24 protein-coding genes are annotated in these 24462 nt (G+C 69.9%); 6 read left to right on the top strand and 18 right to left on the bottom strand.

Going from position 1 to position 24462, the window contains the following annotated elements; genetic code table 11:
• Window positions 1–69: 69 nt before the first annotated feature.
• From ACGHC0_RS09440 to ACGHC0_RS09430, 3 genes are read left to right on the top strand one after another with little or no spacing between them, the layout of a single operon-like run.
• Window positions 70–1785, top strand: a complete 1716-nt coding sequence (locus ACGHC0_RS09440) for an acyl-CoA dehydrogenase family protein (protein ID WP_368354976.1) — start codon at window positions 70–72, stop codon at window positions 1783–1785.
• Between the two features lie 38 nt (window positions 1786–1823).
• Window positions 1824–2804 carry a Bug family tripartite tricarboxylate transporter substrate binding protein gene (locus ACGHC0_RS09435; RefSeq protein WP_415268052.1) on the top strand — a complete coding sequence of 327 codons (981 nt, stop codon included), beginning with the start codon at window positions 1824–1826 and terminating at the stop codon, window positions 2802–2804.
• Complete coding sequence (locus ACGHC0_RS09430) at window positions 2797–3930, top strand: CaiB/BaiF CoA transferase family protein (protein WP_368354974.1); 1134 nt, start codon at window positions 2797–2799, stop codon at window positions 3928–3930. Before ACGHC0_RS09435 ends, ACGHC0_RS09430 begins: the two co-directional genes overlap by 8 nt.
• A gap of 34 nt (window positions 3931–3964) precedes the next feature.
• Here the strand turns inward: ACGHC0_RS09430 and ACGHC0_RS09425 are convergent, their stop codons facing one another.
• The 16 genes from ACGHC0_RS09425 to rpsB form a co-directional block, all read right to left on the bottom strand.
• Window positions 3965–4747: a TrmH family RNA methyltransferase gene (locus ACGHC0_RS09425; protein WP_415268051.1), complete on the bottom strand. Its 783-nt coding sequence runs from the start codon at window positions 4745–4747 to the stop codon at window positions 3965–3967.
• On the bottom strand, window positions 4744–5466 hold the full coding sequence (gene rnhB, locus ACGHC0_RS09420; protein WP_368354972.1) for a ribonuclease HII: 723 nt from the start codon (window positions 5464–5466) through the stop codon (window positions 4744–4746). Before rnhB ends, ACGHC0_RS09425 begins: the two co-directional genes overlap by 4 nt.
• A complete protein-coding gene (gene lpxB, locus ACGHC0_RS09415; RefSeq protein ID WP_415268050.1) occupies window positions 5435–6586 on the bottom strand; it encodes a lipid-A-disaccharide synthase in 1152 nt (383 codons plus the stop codon). Before lpxB ends, rnhB begins: the two co-directional genes overlap by 32 nt.
• A 16-nt stretch (window positions 6587–6602) precedes the next feature.
• Entirely contained in the window at window positions 6603–7391 is a 789-nt protein-coding gene (gene lpxA, locus ACGHC0_RS09410; protein WP_415268049.1) for an acyl-ACP--UDP-N-acetylglucosamine O-acyltransferase, read from the bottom strand.
• A 20-nt stretch (window positions 7392–7411) separates the two neighbouring features.
• Window positions 7412–7852: a 3-hydroxyacyl-ACP dehydratase FabZ gene (gene fabZ / locus ACGHC0_RS09405; RefSeq protein WP_368354969.1), complete on the bottom strand. Its 441-nt coding sequence runs from the start codon at window positions 7850–7852 to the stop codon at window positions 7412–7414.
• Window positions 7849–8850: a UDP-3-O-(3-hydroxymyristoyl)glucosamine N-acyltransferase gene (gene lpxD, locus ACGHC0_RS09400; RefSeq protein WP_415268048.1), complete on the bottom strand. Its 1002-nt coding sequence runs from the start codon at window positions 8848–8850 to the stop codon at window positions 7849–7851. Before lpxD ends, fabZ begins: the two co-directional genes overlap by 4 nt.
• Window positions 8851–8889: 39 nt before the next feature.
• Entirely contained in the window at window positions 8890–9417 is a 528-nt protein-coding gene (locus ACGHC0_RS09395) for an OmpH family outer membrane protein (RefSeq protein WP_013594206.1), read from the bottom strand.
• Complete coding sequence (gene bamA, locus ACGHC0_RS09390) at window positions 9417–11714, bottom strand: outer membrane protein assembly factor BamA (RefSeq protein WP_368354967.1); 2298 nt, start codon at window positions 11712–11714, stop codon at window positions 9417–9419. Before bamA ends, ACGHC0_RS09395 begins: the two co-directional genes overlap by 1 nt.
• A 43-nt stretch (window positions 11715–11757) precedes the next feature.
• A complete protein-coding gene (gene rseP, locus ACGHC0_RS09385; protein WP_415268047.1) occupies window positions 11758–13125 on the bottom strand; it encodes an RIP metalloprotease RseP in 1368 nt (455 codons plus the stop codon).
• Window positions 13126–13158: 33 nt separating this feature from the next.
• A complete protein-coding gene (ispC, locus tag ACGHC0_RS09380) occupies window positions 13159–14337 on the bottom strand; it encodes a 1-deoxy-D-xylulose-5-phosphate reductoisomerase (protein ID WP_415268046.1) in 1179 nt (392 codons plus the stop codon).
• The gene (locus tag ACGHC0_RS09375; RefSeq protein WP_415268045.1) at window positions 14334–15188 is read right to left on the bottom strand and encodes a phosphatidate cytidylyltransferase; all 855 of its coding nucleotides are present in this window, start codon (window positions 15186–15188) and stop codon (window positions 14334–14336) included. Before ACGHC0_RS09375 ends, ispC begins: the two co-directional genes overlap by 4 nt.
• A 10-nt stretch (window positions 15189–15198) precedes the next feature.
• Window positions 15199–15942 (bottom strand): polyprenyl diphosphate synthase, encoded by a 744-nt coding sequence (uppS, locus tag ACGHC0_RS09370; RefSeq protein WP_415268044.1) that lies wholly within the window; start codon window positions 15940–15942, stop codon window positions 15199–15201.
• Window positions 15943–15967: 25 nt separating this feature from the next.
• Window positions 15968–16528 (bottom strand): ribosome recycling factor, encoded by a 561-nt coding sequence (gene frr / locus ACGHC0_RS09365; RefSeq protein WP_368354963.1) that lies wholly within the window; start codon window positions 16526–16528, stop codon window positions 15968–15970.
• Window positions 16529–16598: 70 nt separating this feature from the next.
• Window positions 16599–17321: a UMP kinase gene (gene pyrH / locus ACGHC0_RS09360; RefSeq protein WP_368354962.1), complete on the bottom strand. Its 723-nt coding sequence runs from the start codon at window positions 17319–17321 to the stop codon at window positions 16599–16601.
• Window positions 17322–17371: 50 nt separating this feature from the next.
• On the bottom strand, window positions 17372–18268 hold the full coding sequence (tsf, locus tag ACGHC0_RS09355; protein WP_011794954.1) for a translation elongation factor Ts: 897 nt from the start codon (window positions 18266–18268) through the stop codon (window positions 17372–17374).
• A 104-nt stretch (window positions 18269–18372) separates the two neighbouring features.
• Window positions 18373–19125: a 30S ribosomal protein S2 gene (gene rpsB / locus ACGHC0_RS09350; protein WP_415268043.1), complete on the bottom strand. Its 753-nt coding sequence runs from the start codon at window positions 19123–19125 to the stop codon at window positions 18373–18375.
• 311 nt (window positions 19126–19436) lie between these two features.
• On the opposite strand from rpsB, the gene ACGHC0_RS09345 reads away from it, so the two are divergent.
• The 3 genes from ACGHC0_RS09345 (at window position 19437) to ACGHC0_RS09335 (ending at window position 22641) form a co-directional block, all read left to right on the top strand.
• Window positions 19437–20684 carry an FAD-dependent oxidoreductase gene (locus ACGHC0_RS09345; protein WP_415268042.1) on the top strand — a complete coding sequence of 416 codons (1248 nt, stop codon included), beginning with the start codon at window positions 19437–19439 and terminating at the stop codon, window positions 20682–20684.
• Between the two features lie 65 nt (window positions 20685–20749).
• On the top strand, window positions 20750–22288 hold the full coding sequence (locus tag ACGHC0_RS09340; RefSeq protein ID WP_415268396.1) for an NAD(P)H-hydrate dehydratase: 1539 nt from the start codon (window positions 20750–20752) through the stop codon (window positions 22286–22288).
• Between the two features lie 167 nt (window positions 22289–22455).
• Window positions 22456–22641 (top strand): hypothetical protein, encoded by a 186-nt coding sequence (locus ACGHC0_RS09335; protein ID WP_013594194.1) that lies wholly within the window; start codon window positions 22456–22458, stop codon window positions 22639–22641.
• A gap of 66 nt (window positions 22642–22707) precedes the next feature.
• Here ACGHC0_RS09335 and ACGHC0_RS09330 read toward each other — a convergent pair whose 3' ends face one another.
• Window positions 22708–23421, bottom strand: a complete 714-nt coding sequence (locus tag ACGHC0_RS09330) for a hypothetical protein (protein WP_415268041.1) — start codon at window positions 23419–23421, stop codon at window positions 22708–22710.
• Window positions 23418–24437, bottom strand: a complete 1020-nt coding sequence (locus ACGHC0_RS09325) for an MlaD family protein (protein WP_415268040.1) — start codon at window positions 24435–24437, stop codon at window positions 23418–23420. The genes ACGHC0_RS09330 and ACGHC0_RS09325 overlap by 4 nt, the downstream gene beginning before the upstream one ends.
• Between the last annotated feature and the right edge of the window lie 25 nt (window positions 24438–24462).

Here is a 24462-nt window from a genome sequence, read left to right as displayed (position 1 = left end):
AGACCCAATCGATATTAGACACGAATGACCACGCGGCGAAGAATGGGGAATCGACAAGGAGACACCACGATGCCGCAGCCTTTCCGGGCGGCCGATTCCCATCCGGTTCCGGATGGCCACGGCCGCAATCTGTTCGACACCGACACCGAACTGCACTCCCTGCTGGCGCTCTATCTGCCGGACGCGCTCTATACCCACATGCGGCCGCACTTCGAGCGGCTGGGCGGTCTCGCGGGGGGCCTGCTGGACGACCTGGCCGGCACCGCCGACCGGAATCCCCCGGTGCTCGAGCACCGGACGCGCACCGGCCTCGACGTCCAGCGCATCGTCAAGCATCCGGCCTACGTGGAGATGGAACGGCTGGCGCTCAGCGAGTTCGGCCTCGGGGCCATGTCCCACCGCGAGGAAACGCTGGGCTGGCAGGGCCCCATGCCGGCGCTGGTCAAGTACGTCCTGACCTATCTCTTCGTGCAGGCCGAGTTCGGCCTGTGCTGCCCGGTCTCCATGACCGACTCGCTGACGCGCACGCTGCGCAGGTTCGGCAGCCCGGAACTGCTGGCCCGCTATCTGCCGGCCCTCACGTCGCTCGATTTCGACGAACTGGCGCAGGGCGCCATGTTCATGACCGAACAGGGTGCCGGCTCCGACATCGCCGCCACCGCCACGCGGGCCACGCCCGCCGCGGACGGCAGCTGGCGCCTCACCGGAGACAAGTGGTTCTGCTCGAACCCCGACGCCGGGTTCGCGATGGTGCTGGCCCGCATCGACGGGGCACCGGAGGGCCTGAAGGGGGTCTCGCTCTTCCTGCTGCCGCGCCGCCTGGAGGACGGGAGCCTCAACCATTACCGCATCGTCCGGTTGAAAGACAAGCTGGGCACGCGCTCCATGGCCAGCGGCGAGATCCAGCTCGCGGGCGCGGTGGCCCATCTCGTGGGCGAGGAGGGCCGGGGCTTCGTGCAGATGGCCGATATGGTGAACAACTCGCGCCTGTCCAACGGCGTGCGCGCCGCGGGGCTGATGCGGCGGGCGGTCTCCGAAGCCGAATTCGTCGCATCCGAGCGCCGTGCCTTCGGCCGTGCACTGCAGGACATGCCGCTCATGCGCCGCCAGCTCGACAAGCTGCGCGTGCCGGCGGAGCAGGCCCGGACCATGGTGTTCCAGACCGCCCGTGCGCTCGCACGCTCGGACGCGGGCGAGAAGGATGCCTATGCCCTGCTGCGCATCCTCACGCCGCTCATCAAGTTCCGAGCGTGCCGCGACGCGCGCAAGGTGACCGGAGATGCGATGGAAGTGCGCGGCGGCTGCGGCTACATCGAGGAGTTCAGCGACGCGCGCCTGGTGCGCGACGCGCACCTGGGATCGATCTGGGAAGGCACGAGCAACATCGTCGCGCTGGACGTTCTGCGCGCCATCCGCCGCGAAGGCTCGCTGCCCGTGCTGTCCGCCCACAACGCCGCGCTGCTGGAGGATGCCGCACTGCCCCCGGCCTTCGCCGCCGCCCTGGCCCACAGCTTCAAGCGCGCCTGCGCACTGGCCGAAGCCGCGCTGCAGGACGACGGCGGCGAGGTGCTGGCCCGCCAGGCCGCGTCCGCGCTCTACCACTGCACCAGCGCCATCGCCATGGCCTGGGAGGCGGCCAGGACCGGCTCGGCAGCGCGGATGCACTGGGCCCGGATGGCGCTGTGGCACCGCGTGCTGCCGCGCGATCCGCTGCGGCCCGACGTGCCGCCAGCCGAATGGCAGGACCGCAGCGGCACGGCACGGGAGGCCGCCGCGACGGCCTGAGCCATCCGCCACCACAACCACAACGGAGACAAGGCAAGATGAAGAAACGCACCCTGATGTCCGCCGCCTGCGCCCTGCTGGCGGCCTCTTTCCTGGCGCCCGCGGTCGCTGCGGACGCCTTCCCGGCCAAGCCGATCACCCTGGTGATCCCCTACCCGCCCGGCGGGCCGACCGATGCCATGGCGCGCACCCTGGCCGCGGAGATCAAGGACCGTATCGGCCAGCCCATGATCGTGGAGAACCGCGCCGGGGCCAACGGCAACATCGGCGCCGAATACGTCGCGCGGGCGGAACCCGACGGCTACACGCTCATGTTCGGCACGTCGGGCCCGCTGGCCATCAATGCCAGCCTCTACGCCAGACCCGGGTACGACCCGGTCAAGAGCTATGCGCCCGTGATCCGGGTGGGCTACCTGCCCAACATCCTGGTGGTGCACCCCAGCGTGCCGGCGCGCAACGTGCAGGAGCTCGTGGCCTACGGCCGCGCCCACCCGGGCAAGCTGGCGTACGCCTCCTCGGGCAGCGGCGCATCGTCGCACCTGGCGGGGGTGCTGTTCAACTCCGTGGCGGGCACCGACTTCCTGCACATACCCTACAAGGGCACCGGACCCGCGCTCAATGATTTGCTGGGGGGCCAGGTCGCCATGAGCTTCACCGACGTGCTGACTGCCCAGCCCTACGTGAAAGCCGGCAAATTGCGCGCGCTGGGGGTGACGACCTCGAAGCGCTCGCAGGCCCTGCCCGACGTACCCACGGTGGCCGAACAGGGCTATCCGGGCTACGACGTCAGCGTGTTCTTCGGCGTGGTGGCTCCCGCAGGTACGCCGGCCGACCGCATCGCCCTCCTCAACAAGGCATTCGCCGAAGCCCTCTCCACCGCCAAGGTCAAGACGCTGTTCGCCTCGCAGGGGCTGGAAGCCGCAGCCGATACACGCCCGCAGGCGCTGGGGCGCTTCATCGCCGACGAGACGGCCAAGTGGGCGCAGGTGGTCCACCAGTCGGGAGTCCGCCTTGACTGATACAGCAGGCACCGGCGCACTGGCCGGCATCCGGGTGCTCGATCTCTCGCGCATCCTCGGCGGGCCGTACTGCGGCCAGATCCTGGGCGACCACGGTGCCGACGTGCTCAAGGTGGAGCCGCCCGAGGGAGACGATACGCGCACCTGGGGCCCGCCGTTCCAGGGCGGCGTGGCGTCGTACTACATGGGACTGAACCGCAACAAGCGGGTGCAGCACCTCGATCTGTCGAGCGAGGAAGGCCGGGGCCGCCTGCTCGAGCTGGCCGCACAGGCCGACGTGCTCGTGGAGAATTTCAAGTCCGGCACGATGGAGCGCTGGGGCATCGGATATGGCGAGCTGTCGCGGCGGTTTCCGCGCCTGGTCTGGTGCCGCGTGAGCGGCTTCGGCAGCGACGGCCCGCTGGGCGGACTGCCGGGCTACGACGCAGCGGTGCAGGCCATGGCCGGCATCATGAGCGTCAACGGCGAATCGGGCGGCGGCGCGCTGCGCGTCGGCCTGCCGGTGGTGGACATGGTGACGGGGCTGCATGCCGTCATCGGCGTGCTGCTCGCCCTGCAGGAGCGCCAGCGCAGCGGCCGGGGCCAGCTCGTGGAGGCGGCACTCTACGACAGCGGCCTCTCGCTGCTGCATCCGCATGCGGCGAACTGGTTCATGGATGGACGCGTACCGGGCCGCAGCGGCAATGCCCATCCCAACATCTATCCGTACGATACGCTGCGCACCGCCAGCGAGCCGGTCTTCGTCACGGTGGGCAACGACCGCCAGTTCGCGGCCTTCTGCCGCTGCATAGGCCGTCCGGAGCTGGCGGACGATCCGCGCTTCGCGCGGGCGGGGGACCGGTCGCGCCACCGCTCGGAACTGAAGCCCCTGCTGGAGGACGCGACGCAAGCCCTGCAGGCCGCCCCGCTGGTAGAACGGCTGATGGCCGCCGGCGTGCCGGCGGCTCCCGTGCTGAACGTGGACGCGGCGCTGGAGCATCCGCACACCGCGCACCGGAAGATGGTGGTCGAGATGGATTCCGGTTACCGCGGCCTGGGAAGTCCGGTGGCGTTGGGCCGGACCCCGGCCACCTACCGGCATCCGCCGCTCACGGCGGGAGATGCTTTCCTGCCCCGCGATGCATAGCGCGTCGCCCCTGCCGCCAGCAGGACGATCGGCCTTATTCTAAGGAATCCGCGTGCGCCGCGCTCGCGTGCAGGCAGATGGCCGCCGCCGCGCCCACGTTGAGCGATTCCTCGCCCCCCGGCTGCGCGATACGGATCAGGTGCGTGGCACGCTGCTGCAGTGCCTCCGACACGCCTTGCCCTTCATGGCCCAGGATCCAGCCGCAGGGCCAGGGCAGGCGCGCGCGGTGCAGCAGGTCGCCGCCGTGCGAACTCGTGGCCAGCAGCGGCAGGTCCAGCGCGTCGATGTCGTCCACCGCCAGCCCCTCCACCAGGTGCAGCGCGAAGTGCGCGCCCATGCCCGCCCGCAGCACCTTGGGGCTCCAGAGGCCCGCCGTGCCTTTCAGGGCGGCCACCTGGCGGAAGCCGAAAGCCGAGGCGCTGCGCAGGATGGACCCCACGTTTCCGGCGTCCTGCAGCCGGTCCAGCACCACGGTCGGCAGGCCGGCCTGCAGCACCGGCGCCTCGGGCGCGGGCACCACGAAGCCCATGCGCGCCGGCGACTCGAGGCCGCTCACGTCGGCCCAGAGCGCATCGGCGAGCACCACGTTGCGTGCGGCGGCGCCTCCCCATGCACGCTCCCACTCCGGCCAGGCGGATTCGGCATAGACGCCGATGGCCGGCTGCACGCCGCGCTCCAGTGCGGCACGGCAGAGATGGTCGCCCTCGAGCCAGACGCGGCCCTGGCGGCGGTAGGCGCCGCTGTCCTGCGCCAGCCGCCGCAGGTCCTTCACGAAGGTGTTGTCGCGCGACTGGATGAAGGTCGGCCCGGTGGTCATGCGTGCAGCCCTTCCGCGGGCCGGGGCACCGCAGGGCGCACGGACACGGTGGTTTCCACGGTGGTCACGATGGTGGCGGTGGCCTGCATGACCACGGTGCGCTGCACCGCTGCCGCGACCGGTGCGAAGGAGCGGCGGTGTTCCGGGCATGCGCCATGGGCCTGCAGGGCCGCCATGTGCTCCGCCGTGCCGTAGCCCTTGTGCGAGGCGAAACCGTAGTGTGGATAGGCCTGGTGCAGTTGCGCGCACCAGCGGTCGCGCGTGACCTTGGCCAGGATGGAAGCAGCCGAGATGGCCTGCACCAGCGCGTCGCCCTTGACGATGGCCTCGGCGGGTACATCGAGCGGCGGCAGGCGGTTGCCGTCCACGAGCACGCGCACCGGCTTGAGCCGCAGGCCGGCCACGGCGCGGCGCATCGCCAGCATGGTGGCCTGCAGGATGTTCAGCGTATCGATCTCTTCCACCGAGGCCTCGGCCACGCTGCAGCACAGCGCCTTGGCGCGGATCTCGTCGAACAGCGCCTCGCGGCGGGCGGCGGTGAGGGTCTTGGAGTCCGCCAGGCCTTCGATGGGCTGCAGTTCGTCCAGGATGACGGCCGCGGCGACCACGGGTCCGGCCAGCGGTCCGCGGCCCGCCTCGTCCACGCCCGCGACGAGCCCCGGCGGATGCCATGGCAGATGGGCCTGCTCAACGCGCGGCAAGGATTTTCTGGATCGCATCGGCGGCCAATCTCGGGGTATCGCGGCGCAGTTCCTCGTGCAGCGCGGTGAAGCGCCGCGCCAGCGCGTCGCGCTGGCCGGCAGGTGCGTCCAGCCACTGCATCACGGCCGTGGCCAGGGCCTGCGGCGTGGCTGCGTCCTGCAGCAGCTCGGGCACCACGAAGTCGCCGCACAGGATGTTGGGCAGCCCCACCCAGGGCTGCAGTTGCTTGCGGCGCATCAGGCGCCAGCTGATGGGGTGCATGTGGTAGGCGATGACCATGGGCCGCTTGAACAGCGCGGCCTCCAGCGTCGCGGTCCCGCTGGCGATCAGCGTGCAGTCGCAGGCCGCCAGCACGGCGTGGGACTGGCCGGCCGTGATCTGCAGAGCATCGCGCATGCCGCACTCGGCGGCGATCTGCTCGATGCGCGCGCGCAGCGCCGGCACTGCCGGCACCACCATCTTCAGGCCGGGCCGCGCCTGTCGCAGCAGCGCCGCCGCCTGGAAGAACGGCCGGGCGATATAGGCGACTTCCGCGGAACGGCTGCCGGGCAGGATGGCCAGCACCTCGTCGTCCGCCCCCAGTCCCAGCTGCGCGCGGGCCGCGAGGCGGTCGGGTTCCATCGGAATGACCTGCGCCAGCGGATGGCCCACGTAGGTCGCATCGATGCCATGGCGCGCCAGCAGCCCGGGCTCGAAAGGGAAGATGCACAGCACATGGTCGGCGCTGCGGCGGATCTTGTGGACGCGTTCCGCGCGCCAGGCCCAGATGGAGGGGCAGACGAAATGCACGGTCCTGATGCCGGCAGCGCGCAGGTCGGCCTCCAGGCCCAGGTTGAAATCCGGGGCATCGACGCCGATGAACAGGTCGGGCCGCTCCGCCAGCAGGCGGCTGCGCAATTGCTGGCGGATGCGCACGATGCCCCAGAGGCGGCGCGCCAGTTCGACGCTGTAGCCATGCACCGCGAGGCGCTCGCTCGGCCACAGGCAATGGAAACCCCGGCGCTCCATCTGCGGCCCGCCGATACCCTGCGCGGACACCGCCGGCCACTGCGCATGCAGGCCGTCCAGGAGCAGGCCGGCGAGCAGGTCGCCGGACGTCTCGCCGGCCACCATCGCGATGCGCGGGGCGTCTTGCATGGCTGTGCGCTCCTCTTCAGCGCGCGATGCCGCGTGTCGAGGAAGCGATGAAATCGCGCAGCAGGGCGATGTCGCCCGCGGCCTCGGGGTGCGCGGCCGGAAGCTCCTCGATCGCCCTGGCGGCCGCCTCCAGGGTCAGCCCCTGGCGGTACAGCAGGCGATGCATCTGCTTGACCGCGGCGAGGCGGTCCGCGGAGAAGCCGCGGCGCTTCAGGCCGACGATGTTGAAGCCGCGCACGCCCATCGGATTGCCATCGACCAGCATGAAAGGCGGCACGTCCTGCGACACCGCCGAGGCGAAGCCGACCATCGCATGCGCGCCGATCTTCACGAACTGGTGGATGCCCACCAGCCCGCCGACGGTCACCCAGTCGCCCAGTTCGACATGGCCGGCCAGCGTGGTGTTGTTCGAGAGCGTGGTGTGGTTGCCCACCAGGCAGTCGTGCGCGATGTGGCAGTAGGCCATGATCCAGTTGTCGTCGCCCACGCGCGTGATGCCCCCCGCGCCCGGCACGCCGAGGTTGAAGGTGCAGAACTCGCGGATCGTGTTGCGGTCGCCGATCTCCAGGCACGTGTCTTCCCCGGCATATTTCTTGTCCTGGGGGACCGCGCCGAGCGAGGCGAACTGGAAGATCTGGTTGTCGCGCCCGATCGTCGTGCGGCCCTCGATCACGCAGTGCGGCCCGACACGGGTCCCGGCCCCGATGCGCACCTTGGGGCCGATGACCGCATAGGGGCCGACGGTGACCGAGCTGTCCAGCTCGGCGCCCGGATCGACGATGGCCGTGGAATGGATGCTGCTCATGTGCCCGCGCCCTCAGCCCATCAGGCGACGGTCCGCATGGTGCACATGATCTCGGCTTCGCACGCGGTGCTGTCGCCCACGCGCGCCACGCCGGCGAACTTGTAGATGCCGCCCTTGATGCGGTCGAGCTTGACGTCGAGGATGAGCTGGTCGCCCGGCTCCACGGGCCGCTTGAAGCGCGCGCCGTCGATGCCGACGAAATAGAACACCTTGTCGTCGCCCGGGGCCTCGCCCATCATGTCGAAGGACAGCAGGCCTGCCGCCTGCGCGAGCGCCTCGAGCATCAGCACGCCGGGCATCACCGGGCGGCTCGGGAAATGCCCCGTGAAGAACGGCTCGTTGATCGTGACGTTCTTGATCGCCTGGATGCGCTGGCCCCTTTCGAGTTCGACGACGCGGTCCACCAGCAGGAAGGGATAGCGGTGCGGCAGGAGCTTGAGGATTTGGTGGATGTCCATCATTGGATGTGTGCGGTGGGACCGTCTTTTCGTATCTGTTCTTCGAGGGCCATGATGCGCGCGCGCAGCCCGTGGAGCTGGCGCAGCGTGGCCGCGTTCTTTTCCCACTTCGCATTTTCGTCGAAGGGAAACATGCCGGAGTAGAGCCCGGGCCGCAGGACGGACCGCGTGATGGCCGTGCCCGGAGACACCTGAACGCCGTCGGCGATCTCCAGGTGCCCCAGGATCATGGCGGCGCCGCCGATCATGCAGTGCGCGCCGATGCGCGTGCTGCCGGACACGCCGGTGCAGCCGGCCACGGCCGTGTGCCGCCCGATGCGGACGTTGTGGCCGATCTGCACGAGGTTGTCGAGCTTGACGCCATCCTCGATGACGGTGTCGTCCAGCGCGCCGCGGTCGATGCAGGTGTTGGCGCCGATCTCCACGTCGTCGCCGATGCGCACCGCCCCGAGCTGCTCGATCTTGGTCCAGGCGCCGCCGTCGGGCGCGAAGCCGAAGCCGTCCGCCCCGATCACCACGCCCGGGTGCAGCAGGCAGCGCTCGCCGATGCGGCAGCCCTCGCCCACCGTGATGCGCGAGGTCAGCACCGTGCCCGCGCCGATGTGCGCGCCGCGCTCGACCACGCAGAGCGGGCCGATGCGCGCCGAGGGATCGACGAAGGCGTCCGGATCCACCACTGCGGACGGATGGACGCCTGCCGCGGGCGTGCGGCCATGCAGGCGCTTCCAGAGCTGCGTCGCCCGCGCGAAATAGGCGTACGGATCATCCGCCACGATGCACGCGCCGCGCGCCAGCGCTTCCTCGCGCATCGCGGGCGCCACAATGACACAGGCCGCCCGGGAGGCGGCCAGTTGTTGCCGATAGCGCGGATTGCTCAGGAAAGCCAGGTCGCCCGGTTCCGCCGAGTCGAGCGGGGCGATGCGAAGAATCTCGACGTTGCCGTCGCCCCCTTCGATCGTTCCGCCCAGCGCCTCAACAATCTGCCTGAGACGCACGCTCACGCGGCATGCCCCGCGCGCGCCGACCGGCTGCCGCTGCGATCACTTCGCACTGGCGCCCGCGCCTGCATTCAGCGCCTTGATCACCTTGTCGGTGATGTCGTGCTTGGGGTTGATGTAGACGGCTTCCTGCAGGATGACGTCGTACTTCTCGGCCTCGGCCACCTGCTTGACGGCGCGGTTGGCGCGCTCCAGCACCTGGCCCAGTTCTTCGTTCTTGCGCGCGGCCAGGTCGTCCTGGAATTCGCGGCGCTTGCGCTGGAAGTCGCGGTCCTGGTCGGCCAGCTGGCGCTGGCGGGCCGTGCGCTGGCTCTCGGCCATGGTGGGGGCCTCGCGCTCGAACTTCTCGGTGGCGGCCTTGAGCGCAGCGCCCTGGTCGACGAGGTCCTTCTCGCGCTTGGAGAATTCCTGCTCCAGCTTGGCCTGTGCGGCCTTGGCCGTGCTGGCTTCGCGGAAGATGCGGTCGGTGTTCACGAAACCGGCCTTGAACTCCTGTGCCTGCGCGGGCACGGCCGCGCCGAGCGCGCCGAGCAGAAGGACCAGGGGAATATGGCGGGAAAGGGATTTCATTAGAAAGACGTTCCGATCTGGAATTGCAATTTCTGGATTTTATCGCCGGCGAACTTGCGCACCGGTTGCGCGAAAGCGAGGCGAAGCGGACCGAGCGGGGAAATCCAGCTCAGGCCCAGGCCTGCAGAGACACGCATGTCGCTGAAGGTGACCTTCTCGTCTTCGCCGTAAACGTTGCCGGCGTCCACGAACGTGAACACGCGCAGCGTACGGTCGTTGCCCGCACCGGGGAACGGTGCGATGAATTCGGCGTTGAGCGTGACCTTCTTCGGGCCGCCCAGGGAGGCGCCGGTGACGTCGCGCGGGCCCAGGGTGCCCTGGTCGAAGCCGCGCACCGAGCCGAGGCCGCCGGAGTAGAAGTTCTTGAACACCGGGTAGGGCCGGCCGTTCAGGCCCTTGCCCCAGCCCAGCTCGGAGTTGAATGCCAGGGTGAACTTCTTGTTCAGCGGCACGTACTGCTGGAACTGGTAGTTGGCCCGCACGTAGCGCGCATCGCCCGCCACCGACCAGTCGGAGTTCAGGCGCTGGTAGCGGCCCGAATTCGGCGCCAGGGCACTGTCGCGGTCGTCGCGCGACCAGCCCACGGTCAGGGGAAGGGCCATGCTGCTGGTGCCGTACGTGTTGGCGTAGGAAAGGTAGGCCGCGGGAATGTTCGTGCCCAGCTTGATGCGCGTGTTCTCCACCCCGCCGCCGAAGAACACGGTGTCGGTCTCGCTGAACGGGATGCCGAAGCGCACGCTCGTGCCGGCGGTGATGAGCTGGTAGTTGCCGCCCTGGTCCTGGTAGGGCTTGTCGGTGCGGTAGTAGAGGTCCAGCGTGCGGGAGATGCCGTCCGGGGTGAAGTACGGGTTGGTGGTGCTGAGCACCAGCGTGCGGCGGTACTTGCTGGTGTTCACGTCCACGCCCAGGTAGTTGCCCGAGCCGAACACGTTCTCCTGCTTGATGCTGAACGACAGCGACACCTTCTCGGCGCTCGAGAAGCCCGCGCCCAGCTGCAGGGAGCCGGTGGGCTTCTCGGCCACGTTCACCACCAGGTCGACCTGGTCGGGCGAGCCCGAGACCTCCTGGGTCTCGACGTTCACCTCGGTGAAGTAGCCCAGGCGGTCCACGCGGTCGCGCGAAAGGCGGATCTTGTCGCCGTCGTACCAGGACGCCTCGTACTGGCGGAATTCGCGCCGGATCACTTCGTCGCGGGTGCGGTTGTTGCCGCTCACCACGATGCGGCGCACGTAGGCGCGGCGCGAGGGCTCGGCACGCAGCACGAGGGCCACGCGGTTGTTCTCGCGGTCGATCTCGGGCACGGCCTCGACGCGGGCGAAGGCGAAACCGAAGTTGCCGAAGTGGTCGGTGAACGCCTTGGTGGTCTCGGTGACCTTGTCGGCGTTGTAGGGCTCGCCGGGCTGGATGGTGATGAGCGACTTGAACTCGTCGTCGCGGTCCAGGTAGTTGCCTTCCAGCTTCACGCCGGAGACCACGTAGCGCTGGCCTTCGGTGATGTTGATCGTGATGCTGATGTCCTGCTTGTCCGGCGACACCGCCACCTGGGTGGAGTCGATGCGGAACTCGAGGTAGCCACGCGCGAGGTAGTAGGAGCGCAGCGTCTCCAGGTCGGCATTGAGCTTGGTGCGGGAATAGCGGTCGGACTTGGTGTACCAGCTCAGCCAGCCGCCGGTGTCCTGGTCGAACAGGCCCTTGAGCGTGGATTCGCTGAAGGCCTGCGCGCCGTTGATGTGGATGTCCTTGATCTTGGCGGGCTCGCCCTCGGTCACCGTGAAGGTGAGGTTGACGCGGTTGCGCTCGATGGGCGTCACCGTGGTCACCACCTCGGCGCCGTACAGGCTCTTGTTGATGTACTGGCGCTTGAGTTCCTGCTCGGCCCGGTCGGTCAGGGCCTTGTCGTAGGGCCGCCCTTCGGTCAGGCCCACGTCCCGCATGGCCTTCTTGAGGGTGTCCTTGTCGAACTCCTTGGTGCCTGCGAAATCGACGTCGGCGATGGTCGGGCGCTCCTCCACGACCACCACGAGCACGTTGCCGCTGGCCTCCAGGCGCACGTCCTTGAACAGGCCCAGCGCGAAGAGCGAGCGGATGGCGGCCGCGCCCTTCTCGTCGTTGTAGTCGTCGCCCACGCGCAGCGGCATGGAGGCGAACACCGTGCCCGGCTCCACGCGCTGCAGGCCTTCCACCCGGATGTCCTGGACCTTGAACGGTTCAAGGGCCCAGGCAGCCTGCGCGACGAAGACCATGGCGGCAACGGCGCATGCCGTACGCACGCCCAGGCGGTTGATGTGTTTTTTCATGAGTGAACTGGTGCCGACATGGCGGATTCATGCGGCGGTAGGTTTAGCCAAAAAGCCGGGTGACGTCGTTGAAGAGGGCGATGGACATCATCACGAGGAGCAATGCGACGCCGCCCCTCTGCAATCGCTCCATCCAGGCGTCGGACACGCCCCTGCCGGTCACGCCTTCCCAAAGATAATACATCAGGTGACCCCCATCGAGGACCGGCAGCGGCAGCAGGTTCAGCACCCCCAGGCTCACGCTGATGAGGGCCAGGAACACGAGGTACTGGGTGAATCCGAGGCTGGCCGAACGGCCCGCGTAGTCGGCGATGGTGAGCGGCCCGCTCAGGTTCTTGAGCGAGGCTTCGCCGACCACCATGCGGCCCATCATGCGCAGCGTGAGCGCGGAGACCTCCCAGGTACGTGTCACGCCCTTCCAGAGGCCTTCGAGCGGGCCGTGGCGCACGGTGACCATCGCGGGCTGGGCGCCCACGTACGCGCCGATGCGACCCGCGGGCGCCGCGCCATCCTGGCGCACCACGTCGGGCGTCACCTGCAGATCGACCGCGCGCCCTGCCCGGTCGATGCGCCAGGTCTGCATGGCGGCCTTGCCGTCGCGCACGGAGGCGCGGATCAACTCGCGCAGCTGCTGGCCGTCCACCACGGGCGTGGCACCCACCTGCAGCACCGTGTCCCCTTCGCGCAGGCCGGCACGCTGCGCGGCGCCGCCGGCGACGACTTCGCCGATGACCGGGCGGGTCCACGGGCCCAGCACGCCGATCTTGCGGAACAGCTGCGCATCTGCCTCGCGCGCGTCGAAGTCGTGCAGCTCCAGCACCAGTTCCCGGCGCGGCGCGCCCGGATCGGATTCGACCTGCAGCCGCACGTCCTGGCCGTCGAGGGCACCGCGCGTGAGCGCCCAGCGCAGGTCCTCGAAGGAACGGACCGGCTCCAGCTCGTCGGCACCGATGGCGGCCCCCACCACCAGTTCGCCTCCGCGCAGTCCGGCGTCGTAGGCCACGGAGCCGGCGGCGGGGCTGGCGAGGATGGCGCGCGGCTCCTGCACACCGATCCAGTTGACCACCGCATAGAGCACCACGGCCAGCAGAAGGTTGGCGATCGGGCCGGCGGCGACGATGGCCGCGCGCGCGCGCAGGGGCTGGTTGTTGAAGGCGAGGTGGCGCTCGGCAGGGTCCACCGGCGCCTCGCGCTCGTCGAGCATGCGCACGTAGCCCCCGAGCGGGAAGGCGCCGATCACGAATTCGGTGGAGGATCCGCGCGGCTGCCAGCGCAGCAGCGGCTTGCCGAAGCCCACGGAGAAACGCAGGACCTTGACGCCGCACGCCACGGCCACGCGGTAGTGCCCGTACTCATGGACCGCGATGAGCAGGCCCAGGGCGACGACGAAGGCGACGATGGTGAGAAGCATGGGGCACTCCCGTACGGTGGAGGAACGCGGCGGTCAGGCCGCGAGCCGCTCTGCCCGGTGCCGCGCGACCGAGCGCGCCTGGGCGTCGAGGTCGAGCAATGCGCCCAGCGAGTCCGGGTTGGAGGGCGATACCGCCTCCAGAGTTGCAAGATTCAGCCGGTGGATCTGGTCGAAACGGATGCGGCGCTCCAGGAACGACGCCACCGCCACCTCGTTGGCCGCATTGAGCACCGCGGTGGTGCCCGGCGCGGCGCGCAGGGCCTGCCACGACAGGTGCAGCCCGGGAAAGCGCGTGGCGTCGGCCTCCTCGAAGGTCAGGGCGGCCAGGCTGCGGAAATCGAGCCGGGGCGTACCGCTCTCGATGCGCTCGGGCCAGGCGAGGCCGCAGGCGATCGGCACGCGCATGTCGGGAGTGCCCAGCTGGGCCAGCACGGAAGCATCCTTGAACTGCACCATCGAATGGATGATCTGCTGCGGATGGATGACCACCTGGATCTGCTCCGGCGCCAAGTTGAACAGCCAGCGCGCCTCGATCACTTCCAGCGCCTTGTTCATCATGGTCGCGGAATCCACCGAGATCTTGCGCCCCATGGAGAAGTTGGGATGGGCGCAGGCCTGCTCGGGCGTCACGTCGCGCAGGGTGGCGGGCTCGCGGGTGCGGAACGGGCCGCCGGACGCGGTGAGCAGGATGTGGTCCACGCGCCGCGGCCAGGAGGACACATCCTCGGGCAGGCACTGGAAAATGGCGGAATGCTCGCTGTCGATGGGCAGCAGCGTGGCGCCGCCTTCGCGCACGGCGGACATGAACACCTCGCCCCCCACGACCAGTGCTTCCTTGTTCGCCAGCAGCAGGCGCTTGCCCGCGCGCGCGGCAGCCAGGCAGGGAGCGAGCCCGGCGGCGCCGACGATGGCCGCCATGACCACGTCCACCTCGGGGTGCGCCGAAATCGCCTGCAGGGCATCGGGGGTGTCCATCACCTCGGTGGACGAGCCCTGCGCAGCCAATGCTTCCCGCAGCGCGCGGGCATGTTCCGGACTCGCCATGACCGCGTAGCGCGGACCAAAGCGCAGGCACTGCGCCGCCATGGCATCCACCTGCGTGGCGGCGCTCAGCGCGAAGATCTCGTAGCAGCCGGGGTGGCGCGCGACCACGTCCAGGGTGCTGGTTCCGATGGAGCCGGTGGAACCCAGGACGGTAAGGCGTTGTTTCATGGGGCAGCGAAATGGGTGAGCATCATGGCCAGGGGCAGCGTGGGCAGCAGCGCGTCCACGCGGTCGAGCACGCCGCCGTGGCCGGGCAGCAGCCGGCTGCTGTCCTTGGCGCCGGCGCTGCGCTTGACCAGCGATTCGACGAGATCGCCCACCACGCTCATGCAGGCCATGAACACCGCGCCGATGACCAGCAGCCACCAGCCCTTGGCGGCGAGCCGCGTGTAGAAGCTCGGGACCAGGGCCTGCGAGGCAGCATCGGCTGCCGCCCAGGCCGCGGCGAGCACGATCACGCCGGCCATGCCGCCCCAGACACCTTCCCAGCTCTTGCCGGGACTGATGGACGGCGCCAGCCTGGAACGCGTGAAGCGCAGGCCGAATGCCCGGCCGGCAAAGTAGGCGAAGATGTCCGCGACCCAGACCAGCACGAGCACGGACAGCAGGAAATTGATGCCGATGGTGCGCGCCTGCACGGCAGCCAGCCAGGCCAGCCAGAGGGCCAGCACCCCGCCGGCCAGGCGCACCGGATGCGGAATGCGCGGCCAGCCCTCCACGCCGTGGCGCAGCAGCCAGGCGCCGCAGAGCACCCAGCCGGCTCCCGCGGCGGCCCAGAGCCAGGGCAGCGGTCGCTCCGTCCAGCCGCCCGCCCAACTGGCGGCGCAGAGCAGCACGCAGGCCGCACCCACCGCCAGGGACGCCGGCTGGCCCAGCCCCTGCAGCCGGCCCCACTCCCAGCCGGCGGCGGCCATGAGCACCAGCACCACGGCCGCGAAGGGCACGACCGAGCCGGCGAAGAGCGCCGGCAGCAGGATGGCCAGCAGAACGATGGCCGTGAGGATGCGCGTCACCAGCATGGGAACCCCTTCAGGCACACGCCGACGAGGTCGGGGAGGCCAGCAATTGCTCGGATGTCTTGCCGAAGCGGCGCTCCCGCGCCCCGTAGGCGGCGATGGCCTGGTCCAGGGCGGCACCGTCGAAATCGGGCCAGAGGCGGTCACTGAAATACAGCTCGGAATACGCGCACTGCCACAGCAGGAAATTGCTGATGCGCATCTCGCCGCCCGTGCGGATCACGAGGTCGGGATCCGGCACGTGGGCCAGGCCCATGGCGGTGTGGAGGCTGGCCTCGGTGATGGGCTCGCCGCGTGCCGCGAGCGCGGAGGCCGCCTGGGCGATGTCCCAGCGCCCGCCGTAGTTGAAGCACACGTTCAGCACGAGGCGCTGGTTGTGGGCCGTGGCGGCCTCGGCCTGCGCCAGGCCGGCGCGGACCTTCTCGGACAGCGTGGACTTCTCGCCCACGAAATGCAGGCGCACGCCATCCTTCTGCAGTTGCGGCACCTCGCGCGCGAGGGCCTTGGCCAGCAGGTCCATGAGACCGGACACCTCCTCGGCGGGGCGGTTCCAGTTCTCGGACGAGAAGGCGAACACGGTCAGCACGGCCACGCCGCGCTCCACGCAGTCGCGGGCGCAGCGCTTGAGCGCCTCCACGCCCTGCTTGTGGCCTGCCAGCCGCGGCAGGAACCGGCGCGTGGCCCACCGGCCATTGCCATCCATGACGATGGCAATGTGGTGGGGGTTGGCTGGCGAGGCAGTGGACATGGAAGGCATCGATCGAACCCGTGCAACGGGCCGATCAGACCGCCATGATTTCCTGTTCCTTGGCGGCCACGAGCGCATCGATCTCGGCGATGTGCTTGTCGGTCACCTTCTGGATGTCGGCTTCGGCGCGCTTCTGCTCGTCCTCGGAAGCGAGCTTGTCCTTCACGAGCTTCTTGACCGATTCGTTGGCGTCGCGGCGCAGGTTGCGCACGGCCACCTTGGCGCCCTCGCCTTCGTTGCGCGCGAGCTTGGTCATCTCCTTGCGGCGCTCCTCGCTCATCGGCGGCATCGGCACGCGGATGAGGTCGCCCATGGAGGCGGGGTTCAGGCCCAGTTCGCTTTCGCGGATGGCCTTCTCGATCTTGGCGCCCATGCCCTTCTCCCAGGGCTGGACGCTGATGGTGCGCGCATCGATCAGCGACACGTTCGCCACCTGCGACAGTGGCACCATGGAGCCGTAGTACTCGACCTGGACGGAGTCGAGCAACGCCGGATTCGCACGGCCGGTGCGGATCTTGGCGAGGTTGTTCTTGAAAGCCACGATGGACTGGTCCATCCTGGCTTCGGTGTTTTTCTTGATGTCGGCAATCGTCATGTGTTCTCCTGTGCGCGCATCCGTCGCCCGGGGCGGCGCCAAGCCGCCGAGGGCGCGGTGCAGTCGGGCGTCAAGCGTACACCAGCGTTCCTTCGTCCTCGCCCATCACCACGCGCTTGAGTGCGCCGTGCTTCACGATCGAGAAGACGCGGATGGGCAGCTTCTGGTCGCGGCAGAGCGCGAACGCCGTGGCATCCAGGATGCCCAGGTTGCGGGACATGGCCTCGTCGAAGGTGAGCTTGGTGTAGCGCGTCGCCGTCGGGTCCTTCTTGGGATCGGCGGTGTACACGCCGTCCACCTTGGTCGCCTTGAGCACCACCTCGGCGCCGATCTCGGCACCGCGCAGGGCCGCGGCGGTATCCGTCGTGAAGAAGGGGTTGCCGGTGCCGGCGGCGAACACCACGACCTTGCCCTCTTCCAGGTACTGCAGCGCCTTGGGCCGCACGTACGGCTCCACCACCTGCTCGATGCCGATGGCCGACATCACGCGGGCGATGAGGCCCTGCTTGTCCATGGCGTCGGCGAGCGCGAGGGCGTTCATGACCGTGGCCAGCATGCCCATGTAGTCGGCGGTGGCGCGGTCCATGCCGACGGAGCCTCCCGCGACGCCGCGGAAGATGTTCCCGCCCCCGATCACCACCGCGACCTGCACGCCCATGCGCGTGACCTCGGCGATCTCCTCGACCATCCGGACGATGGTGGCGCGGTTGATGCCGAAGGCGTCGTCACCCATGAGAGCCTCTCCAGACAACTTGAGCAGAATGCGCTTGTGGGCTGGAGCGGCGAGGGACATGGGCGTTTCTCTTCGGGTGGTGGAATCGGGGAACTGTACGGGACCAGGGATCAGGCTGCAGCCTTGGCGGCGGCCACTTGCGCGGCCACTTCGGCCGCGAAGTCGTCCACCTTCTTCTCGATGCCTTCGCCCACGACGTAGAGCGTGAAGCCCTTCACGGTGGTGTTGGCGGCCTTGAGCATCTGGCCCACGGTCTGCTTGCCGTCTGCGGCCTTCACGAAGACCTGGTCGAACAGCGAGACTTCCTTGAGGTACTTCTGCACCGAGCCTTCCACCATCTTGGCGGCGATGTCGGCAGGCTTGCCGGATTCGGCGGCCTTGGCGGCAGCGACGGTACGCTCCTTCTCGATCAGCTCGGCGGGCACGTCGGCGCTGGTCAGGGCCACGGGCTTCATGGCGGCGATGTGCATGGCGACGTCCTTGGCGGCGGTTTCGTCGCCGTCGAACTCCACCACCACGCCGATGCGGGTGCCGTGCAGGTAGGAAGCCAGCTTGGAGCCGGAGAAGCGCTTGAAGCGGCGGAAGGACATGTTCTCGCCGATCTTGCCGATCAGGCCCTTGCGCACTTCTTCCAGCGTGGGGCCGAAGCTTTCCTGGCTGTAGGGCAGCGCGCCCAGGGCTTCCACGTCGGCGGGGTTGTGCTTGGCGACCAGTTCGGCCGCGGCCTTGGCCAGGGCGATGAAGCTGTCGTTCTTGCTCACGAAGTCGGTTTCGCTGTTCACTTCGATCAGGGCGCCGGTCGTGCCCTCGATGAAGCTGGCGACCACGCCTTCGGCGGTGATGCGGGCGGCAGCCTTGCCAGCCTTCGTGCCCAGCTTGACGCGCAGCAGTTCCTCGGCCTTGGCCAGGTCGCCGTCGGCTTCCGTCAGGGCCTTCTTGCACTCCATCATGGGAGCGTCGGTCTTCGCGCGCAGTTCGGCAACCATGCTAGCGGTAATTGCAGCCATCGGTAATTCTCCAGATTTCAGTTCGTTACAGGATTCAAGGCTAAAAAAAAGGGGGCTAACCAGGAGCCCCTCTTTCATTCGCGACAGGTCGCGCGGCCGGGCCTTCAGGCAGCGGATTCTTCCACTTCCACGAATTCGTCCGAGCCTTCGGGAGCGGCGGCCTTGACCACATCGTTCACGGCGTTGGCACGGCCTTCGATGATCGCGTCGGCGATGCCGCGGGCGTACAGCGCCACGGCCTTGGCCGAGTCGTCGTTGCCGGGGATCACGTAGTCGATGCCTTCAGGGGAGTGGTTGGAGTCCACCACGCCGATCAGCGGGATGCCCAGCTTCTTGGCTTCGGCGACGGCGATCTTGTGGAAGCCCACGTCGATGATGAAGATGGCGTCCGGCAGGGCGTTCATGTCCTGGATGCCGCCGATGTCCTTCTCGAGCTTCTCGATCTCGCGGGTGAACGTGAGCTGTTCCTTCTTGCTCATGGACTCCAGGCCGGCTTCCTGCTGGGCCTTCATGTCCTTCAGGCGCTTGATGGAGGTCTTGACGGTCTTGAAGTTGGTCAGCATGCCGCCCAGCCAGCGCTGGTCGACGTAGGGCACGCCGGCGCGCTGCGCCTCGGTGGCCAGGATCTCGCGGGCCTGGCGCTTCGTGCCGACCATCAGGATGGTGCCGCGGTTGGCCGTGAGCTGCTTGGCGAACTTCTGCGCCTCCTGGAACATCGGCAGCGACTTTTCCAGGTTGATGATGTGGATCTTGTTGCGATGGCCGAAGATGAACGGGGCCATCTTGGGGTTCCAGAAGCGGGTCTGGTGGCCGAAGTGGACACCGGCTTCCAGCATTTCGCGCATGGTGACGGACATGGGTATTCTCCAAAGGTTGGGTCTAAAATCCGGCCCCGCTAACCGCCCGGCAACGATCGAAAGATCGACTCGACTGGGGCGGCACCTTGATAGGGCCGGTTCGCGTTTGCGTTGGCTCGAATGTTCCGCCGATGCTGACGCCCCCGACAAAAGAGGCGCCCCTCACAGCAAAACCCCGAGATTCTAGCATACCGGGTCGCAGGCACTTCCCGCCGCCGCTCTCCCGCGGCGGGGCGGTCGGCGTCCCGCGGCCCTTCCAGAACCCCAGAAGCGGGTCCGCCCCGGCCTACCGGAGGCGGCCCCCACCCACCATGCACATCGCCATCGTCGGTGCCGGAATCGTCGGCACCGCCACCGCTTATGAACTGGCCTGCGACGGACACGCCGTCACCGTCTTCGAGCAGCGCGGCGCCGCCGCCGAAGAGGCCAGCTTCGCCAACGCAGGGCTGCTCGCCCCCGCCGCCCTGATTCCCTGGGCATTGCCGGCCGTCGGCGGCCCCGCGCGGCAGAGGCTGCTGGGCCGCCACGCCTCCGTCCGCCTGGCCCAGGGGGCCGGGCTCGCCGACCTGCGCTGGCTGTGGCGCCGCCGCCGGGCGGCGCGCGGGGGCATGGCCGAATCCTCCGTCGCCGCGCTGGCCCGGTTCGGACACTACAGCCACATCCGCATGCGGCAGGTGGCGCAGGCCCTCGAGCTGGACCCGGAGAGCAGCCGCGGCGTGCTGGTGCTGCTGCGCGCGCCCGCCGACCTGGACCGCGTGCAGCCGGCCGCACGCATCCTGCGGGAAACCGGGCTGAACGTGCTCGACGTGGATGCCGATACCGCCCGCCTCATCGAACCCGGACTGGCATCGGACAACGAACTGGCGGGCGCGCTGCATCTGCCGGACGGCGAATCCGGCAATTGCCGCCTCTTCGCCCAGATGCTGCGCTACGCAGCCCAGGAGCGCGGCGTGCAGTTCCTGTTCCAGTCGCGCGTGGAAGCGCTGCAGGGCGGCCCGGCCGGCGTGCGGCTGGCCGGCGAACGCGACGCGCGCCGTTTCGACGCGGTGGTGGTGTGCGCGGGCGTGTCGGCCGCCGCCCTGCTGCGGGGCACCGGCCCTTCGATGCCGCTGGCGGCGCTGCACGGCTACACCCTGAGCGCACCTGTGCGCGAGGACACCCACGCCCCGCAGGGCACGGTGATCGACCCCCTGCACCGCATCACCGTCACCCGGCAGGGACAGCGGGTGCGGGTGGCCGGCGGCGCGGAACTGGGCCCCGGCGGCGCCACGCCCCACGCCCCCACCCTGCAGACGCTCTACAACGCGGCCTCGGGCTGGTTCCCCGGCGGCGCACAGTGGTCATCGCCGCAGGTACAGACCTGGCGCGGGGCGCGGCCCATGCTTCCGGACGGGCTGCCGGTGGTCGGCGCCGCCGGGGTGCCGGGAGTCTGGATCAACGCCGGGCACGGCGCGTGCGGCTGGGCCCTGGCCTGCGGCAGCGCCCGCGCGGTGGCCGACCTGGTCGCCCAGCGGGTGCCCGAGACGGACCTGCAGCCCTTCGGCCTGCGCAGGTTCTGACCGGTGCGGGACGGACCGCGAGCGGTCCACAATGGCCTTCCCGAAGGAAAGCCTGCCGCATGTCCATGATCCGCATCGCACCCGACCGTCCCCATCCGCTGTTCGACGTCCCGGCGACCCGCCGCATAGAGCAGGCCGCGCTGGGATCGCTGCCGGCCGGCGCGCTGATGGAGCGCGCGGGGCTGGCGGTAGCGCGCCTGGCGCTGGCGGTGGCGCCGCACGCGCGGCAGGTGTGGATCGCGTGCGGCGGCGGCAACAACGGCGGCGACGGGCTCGAAGCGGCGGCGCAGCTGGCGCGCCGCGGCGTGCGGGTGCAGGTGACCTGGCTGGGCCGGCCGGATGCCGCCCCCGCCGACGCACGCCGGGCCTGGGAGCGCGCCCGGGGCGCGCAAGTGCCCTTCATCGACCATGCACCCGCGGAGCTCGGGCCGGACGATCTGTGCATCGATGCCCTGCTGGGCATCGGGGCGGCCGCCCGCTCCAGTGCGCCCTCGCCGGAGCTGGCCGCGCTGCTGCGCGCGCTGCAGGACAGCGGCGCCCCCCTCCTCTGCGTGGACGGTCCCTCGGGCCTGCAGGCCGATACGGGCCAGTACCTTCCCGGCCTCGCGCCGCCGGTGCACGCGCGCCCGGGCACGCGGCACACGCTGGGGCTGCTGACCCTCAAGCCCGGATGGTTCACGGGCCAGGGCCGGGATGCCACAGGTACCGTCTGGTGGGACGACCTGGGCGTGGACGCGTCGTCCCAGCCTCCGTCGGCGTGGCTGGCCGGTCCTGGCGAGCCCGTGCGGCGGGCCCATGCCTCCCACAAGGGCAGCCACGGCGATGTGGCGGTGGTGGGCGGCGAGGCCATCGGTGCCCGGGGCCAGGGCATGACCGGGGCCGCGCTGCTGGCGGCCTCCGCCGCACTGCACGGCGGCGCGGGGAGGGTGGTCGTGGCGCTGCTGGACGCTGGCGGGACGGACACCCTGCCCGTGGACCCGCTGCAGCCGGAATGCATGCTGCGCCGCTTCGACGCCCTCGAACTCGGCGGCGCTACGGTGGCCTGCGGCTGCGGCGGCGGCGAGGCGGTGCGGGAGGTGCTGCCGCGCGTGCTGGCCGAGGCGCCCCGGCTGGTGCTGGATGCGGACGGGCTGAACGCCGTGGCCCGGGATGCCAGCCTGGCAGCGCAGTTGCGCGGGCGCGACCAGCGCCATGGCCCCCTGCCCACCGTGCTCACCCCCCACCCCCTGGAAGCCGCGCGGCTGCTGGGCAGCGACACGGCCGCCGTGCAGGCCGACCGGCTGGGTGCTGCCCGGGCACTGGCCGAGCGCTTCCGGTGCGCCGTCGTGCTGAAGGGTTCCGGCAGCGTGGTGGCCGCGCCGGACCGGCCGCCGCACATCAATCCCACGGGCAACGGGCGCCTGGCCACGGGGGGCACCGGGGACGTGCTGGCGGGGTTCCTGGCAGCGCTGTGGGCGGGCCGGACCGAAGGCAGCGATGCAGCGTTCGAGGCGGCCACCGCCGCCTGTTATGCCCATGGACGGGCAGCCGACCAGTGGCCGCCGGGCAATACGCTCACGGCCTCCGCCCTCGTCCGCCGGCTGGTCCCGGCGGCAGGCGGATGACCCTGCCGTCCTACACGGCATCCCGCACGGCGAAACCAAGGGTAACTCCCGTTGCAGCACACGTCCGCGAGGACGTGTCCGACAGACGCGGGCGGCCGGCCGGCATGTAATGGCATCAACACCACCCATTACCCGCCCGACCACCCTTCCGTCCCAAGGAGACAGCCATGCAACGCAACCGCTACACCGGCCCCCGCGCGTTCATCGCGTTCACCACCACGGTATTGCTGGCGGTGGCCGCCACGGCGATGAACCTCGTCCCCGACGAAGCCGTCCAGGCGGCGGATTCCCTGGTGCGCATCCCGCAGGATCTGGAACAGTTCCTGCCGGGCGATCCGATTTCCTCCCCTTGAGCGAGGCGCTTGGCACCACCCGGGCCTTCCCGGTTCCTGGCTGACCGGGAGCCGCCGGACAGCGTGTTACCGCGCTCCTCCAGAGCCTCCCTGTTCGAGCACATCCAGCCTCTGCCGCAGATGGTCCGCACGCGGGGTGTCTCCCACGGCCCGGGCGTCCCTCTCTGCCAGCAGCAGCCATGCCATCAGCGGCCTGCGCCATCCCTGGGACGACGCGGCCTCGATGGCGTGTTGCGGCACTTCCGGGCCGCCCTGTCCCCGTACGTGCAGTACCGCGGCGGCCAGCAGCCGTGCCAGCGGGTCCTCCACACCGGCCAGCGCCGGAGCCCCTCCGGTCAGAGTGGCCCGCTGGGCGGGCGGCAGAAGCCCAGCCTCCGCCCCACCGGCACGGCCTTCCAGATAGTCCGCATACGCGCGCTCGGCGTCGGCCGCGCCGCTGCGCAGAGGCGCGAAATCGGGGCACCCCACCTGCGCCAGGCTGGCGACCCGCGTGGCGCACTCCAGCAGCACGACCCGGGCCAGCAGGTCGGGCCGCGCGGTACGGGCCGTCTCCTCGCGGGCGCGTCGCCATTCCTGCGCTGCGACGCGGTCGTTGCCGGACAGGTAGGCCTGCGTGGCCCGGTCGGCGGCGCCACGGGCATTCACCTCCCATTCGGGTGCAGGGGGACGCTGGGCGCAGCCGGCGGCCAGCGCGGCAGCCAGCACGGCGGACAGAAGCACGCCGGGGCGGCTGGACAGGCAGGGCCGGTCAGGCCGGCAGAACGCGGGTACGGGACTCATGGCAGCTGGATCCGGGTGTCGCGCGCGAAGGGCCATTTGCGCTGGATCTCGTTGACCAGGCTCTCGACCTTGCGCAGGTTGCTTTCGACATCGGCGCGCAGGGCGCCGAGGTCGGTGGTGGCCTCGCGGGCATTGGCCCCGATGGCCTGGGCTTCGGCCAGCACGGCGTCCACCTTGGCCAGGCTCTGGCGGGTGTCCGCGAGCAGGCCATTGAGCTGCACCACGGTGGCGCGCACATCGGTCACGAGGCCCGCCTCGCCGGCCGTGCCGAAGACCTGGCGGTCCGCCTTGGCCGCCATGCCGTCGATGCGCGCCAGCAGCTGGTTGGTGCGGTCCAGCGTGGTGGCGATCTTGCGCGCTTCGGCCTCGCTGCCCATCAGTACGCCGAGGGCGCCGCCGGGCGCGTTCAGCCGCTCGGTGAGGGTGCGCACGTTGGCGAGCGTACCGCCCAGGGCGGCATCCTGTGCGGTGAGGGCCTGCAGGTTGGACAGCAGTTCGCGCGCGGCCGACATCAGCTGCGGGATCTCGGCCGTGGCGTCGCCGCGCAGCACCGGACGCACCGCGCCGTCGGGCAGCGGCGGATCGGTCAGGATGCCGCTGTAGGCCTTGATCGTGGTGCCGCCCACGATGCCGCGCACCAGCGTGAACACGCTGGATTCCCGCAGCCAGTGCGCGTCCTTGCGCGGCACGTCGATCAGGATGCGCACGTCGCCGTCCTCGGCGAGTTCGGTGCGGCGAACCCGGCCGATGGGGAAGCCCGAGAACGTCATGTCCATACCGGCGACCACGCCCTCGGAGTCATCGGCGGTGAGTACCAGTTGCTGCGTGGGCTCGAACACGCCGCGCGCGTAGAGCAGGTACACGCCCGAGCCGATGATCAGCGCCAGGGTGAAGAGCAGCAGCGCGGCGGCCTTGCGCTCCAGGTGGGCCACGGGGCGCAGCAATGCCTCCGCCGGTTCGGAGGCGGGCGCCCCGGCAGGGGGTTGCTGCGGCGGCGGGGAATGGTGGTCGTGCATCGGAAACGGTCCGGGAAAACGTCGG

It is taken from the genome of Acidovorax sacchari (assembly GCF_042847045.1).
Classification (GTDB): Bacteria; Pseudomonadota; Gammaproteobacteria; order Burkholderiales; family Burkholderiaceae_C; genus Paracidovorax; species Paracidovorax sacchari.
Note: the sequence above shows the minus strand (reverse complement) of the source record. Positions and strands in the feature narration are given on the sequence as shown.

Bases quoted from the DNA above. Each gene is read 5' to 3' on its own strand.
- ACGHC0_RS09440 (WP_368354976.1), top strand. From the start codon at position 70: ATGCCGCAGCCTTTCCGGGCGGCCGATTCCCATCCGGTTCCGGATGGC.
- ACGHC0_RS09435 (WP_415268052.1), top strand. From the start codon at position 1,824: ATGAAGAAACGCACCCTGATGTCCGCCGCCTGCGCCCTGCTGGCGGCC.
- ACGHC0_RS09425 (WP_415268051.1), bottom strand. From the start codon at position 4,747: ATGACCACCGGGCCGACCTTCATCCAGTCGCGCGACAACACCTTCGTG.
- rnhB (WP_368354972.1), bottom strand. From the start codon at position 5,466: ATGCGATCCAGAAAATCCTTGCCGCGCGTTGAGCAGGCCCATCTGCCA.
- lpxB (WP_415268050.1), bottom strand. From the start codon at position 6,586: ATGCAAGACGCCCCGCGCATCGCGATGGTGGCCGGCGAGACGTCCGGC.
- lpxA (WP_415268049.1), bottom strand. From the start codon at position 7,391: ATGAGCAGCATCCATTCCACGGCCATCGTCGATCCGGGCGCCGAGCTG.
- fabZ (WP_368354969.1), bottom strand. From the start codon at position 7,852: ATGATGGACATCCACCAAATCCTCAAGCTCCTGCCGCACCGCTATCCC.
- ACGHC0_RS09395 (WP_013594206.1), bottom strand. From the start codon at position 9,417: ATGAAATCCCTTTCCCGCCATATTCCCCTGGTCCTTCTGCTCGGCGCG.
- bamA (WP_368354967.1), bottom strand. From the start codon at position 11,714: ATGAAAAAACACATCAACCGCCTGGGCGTGCGTACGGCATGCGCCGTT.
- rseP (WP_415268047.1), bottom strand. From the start codon at position 13,125: ATGCTTCTCACCATCGTCGCCTTCGTCGTCGCCCTGGGCCTGCTCATC.
- ispC (WP_415268046.1), bottom strand. From the start codon at position 14,337: ATGAAACAACGCCTTACCGTCCTGGGTTCCACCGGCTCCATCGGAACC.
- ACGHC0_RS09375 (WP_415268045.1), bottom strand. From the start codon at position 15,188: ATGCTGGTGACGCGCATCCTCACGGCCATCGTTCTGCTGGCCATCCTG.
- uppS (WP_415268044.1), bottom strand. From the start codon at position 15,942: ATGCCTTCCATGTCCACTGCCTCGCCAGCCAACCCCCACCACATTGCC.
- frr (WP_368354963.1), bottom strand. From the start codon at position 16,528: ATGACGATTGCCGACATCAAGAAAAACACCGAAGCCAGGATGGACCAG.
- pyrH (WP_368354962.1), bottom strand. From the start codon at position 17,321: ATGTCCCTCGCCGCTCCAGCCCACAAGCGCATTCTGCTCAAGTTGTCT.
- tsf (WP_011794954.1), bottom strand. From the start codon at position 18,268: ATGGCTGCAATTACCGCTAGCATGGTTGCCGAACTGCGCGCGAAGACC.
- rpsB (WP_415268043.1), bottom strand. From the start codon at position 19,125: ATGTCCGTCACCATGCGCGAAATGCTGGAAGCCGGTGTCCACTTCGGC.
- ACGHC0_RS09345 (WP_415268042.1), top strand. From the start codon at position 19,437: ATGCACATCGCCATCGTCGGTGCCGGAATCGTCGGCACCGCCACCGCT.
- ACGHC0_RS09340 (WP_415268396.1), top strand. From the start codon at position 20,750: ATGATCCGCATCGCACCCGACCGTCCCCATCCGCTGTTCGACGTCCCG.
- ACGHC0_RS09335 (WP_013594194.1), top strand. From the start codon at position 22,456: ATGCAACGCAACCGCTACACCGGCCCCCGCGCGTTCATCGCGTTCACC.
- ACGHC0_RS09330 (WP_415268041.1), bottom strand. From the start codon at position 23,421: ATGAGTCCCGTACCCGCGTTCTGCCGGCCTGACCGGCCCTGCCTGTCC.
- ACGHC0_RS09325 (WP_415268040.1), bottom strand. From the start codon at position 24,437: ATGCACGACCACCATTCCCCGCCGCCGCAGCAACCCCCTGCCGGGGCG.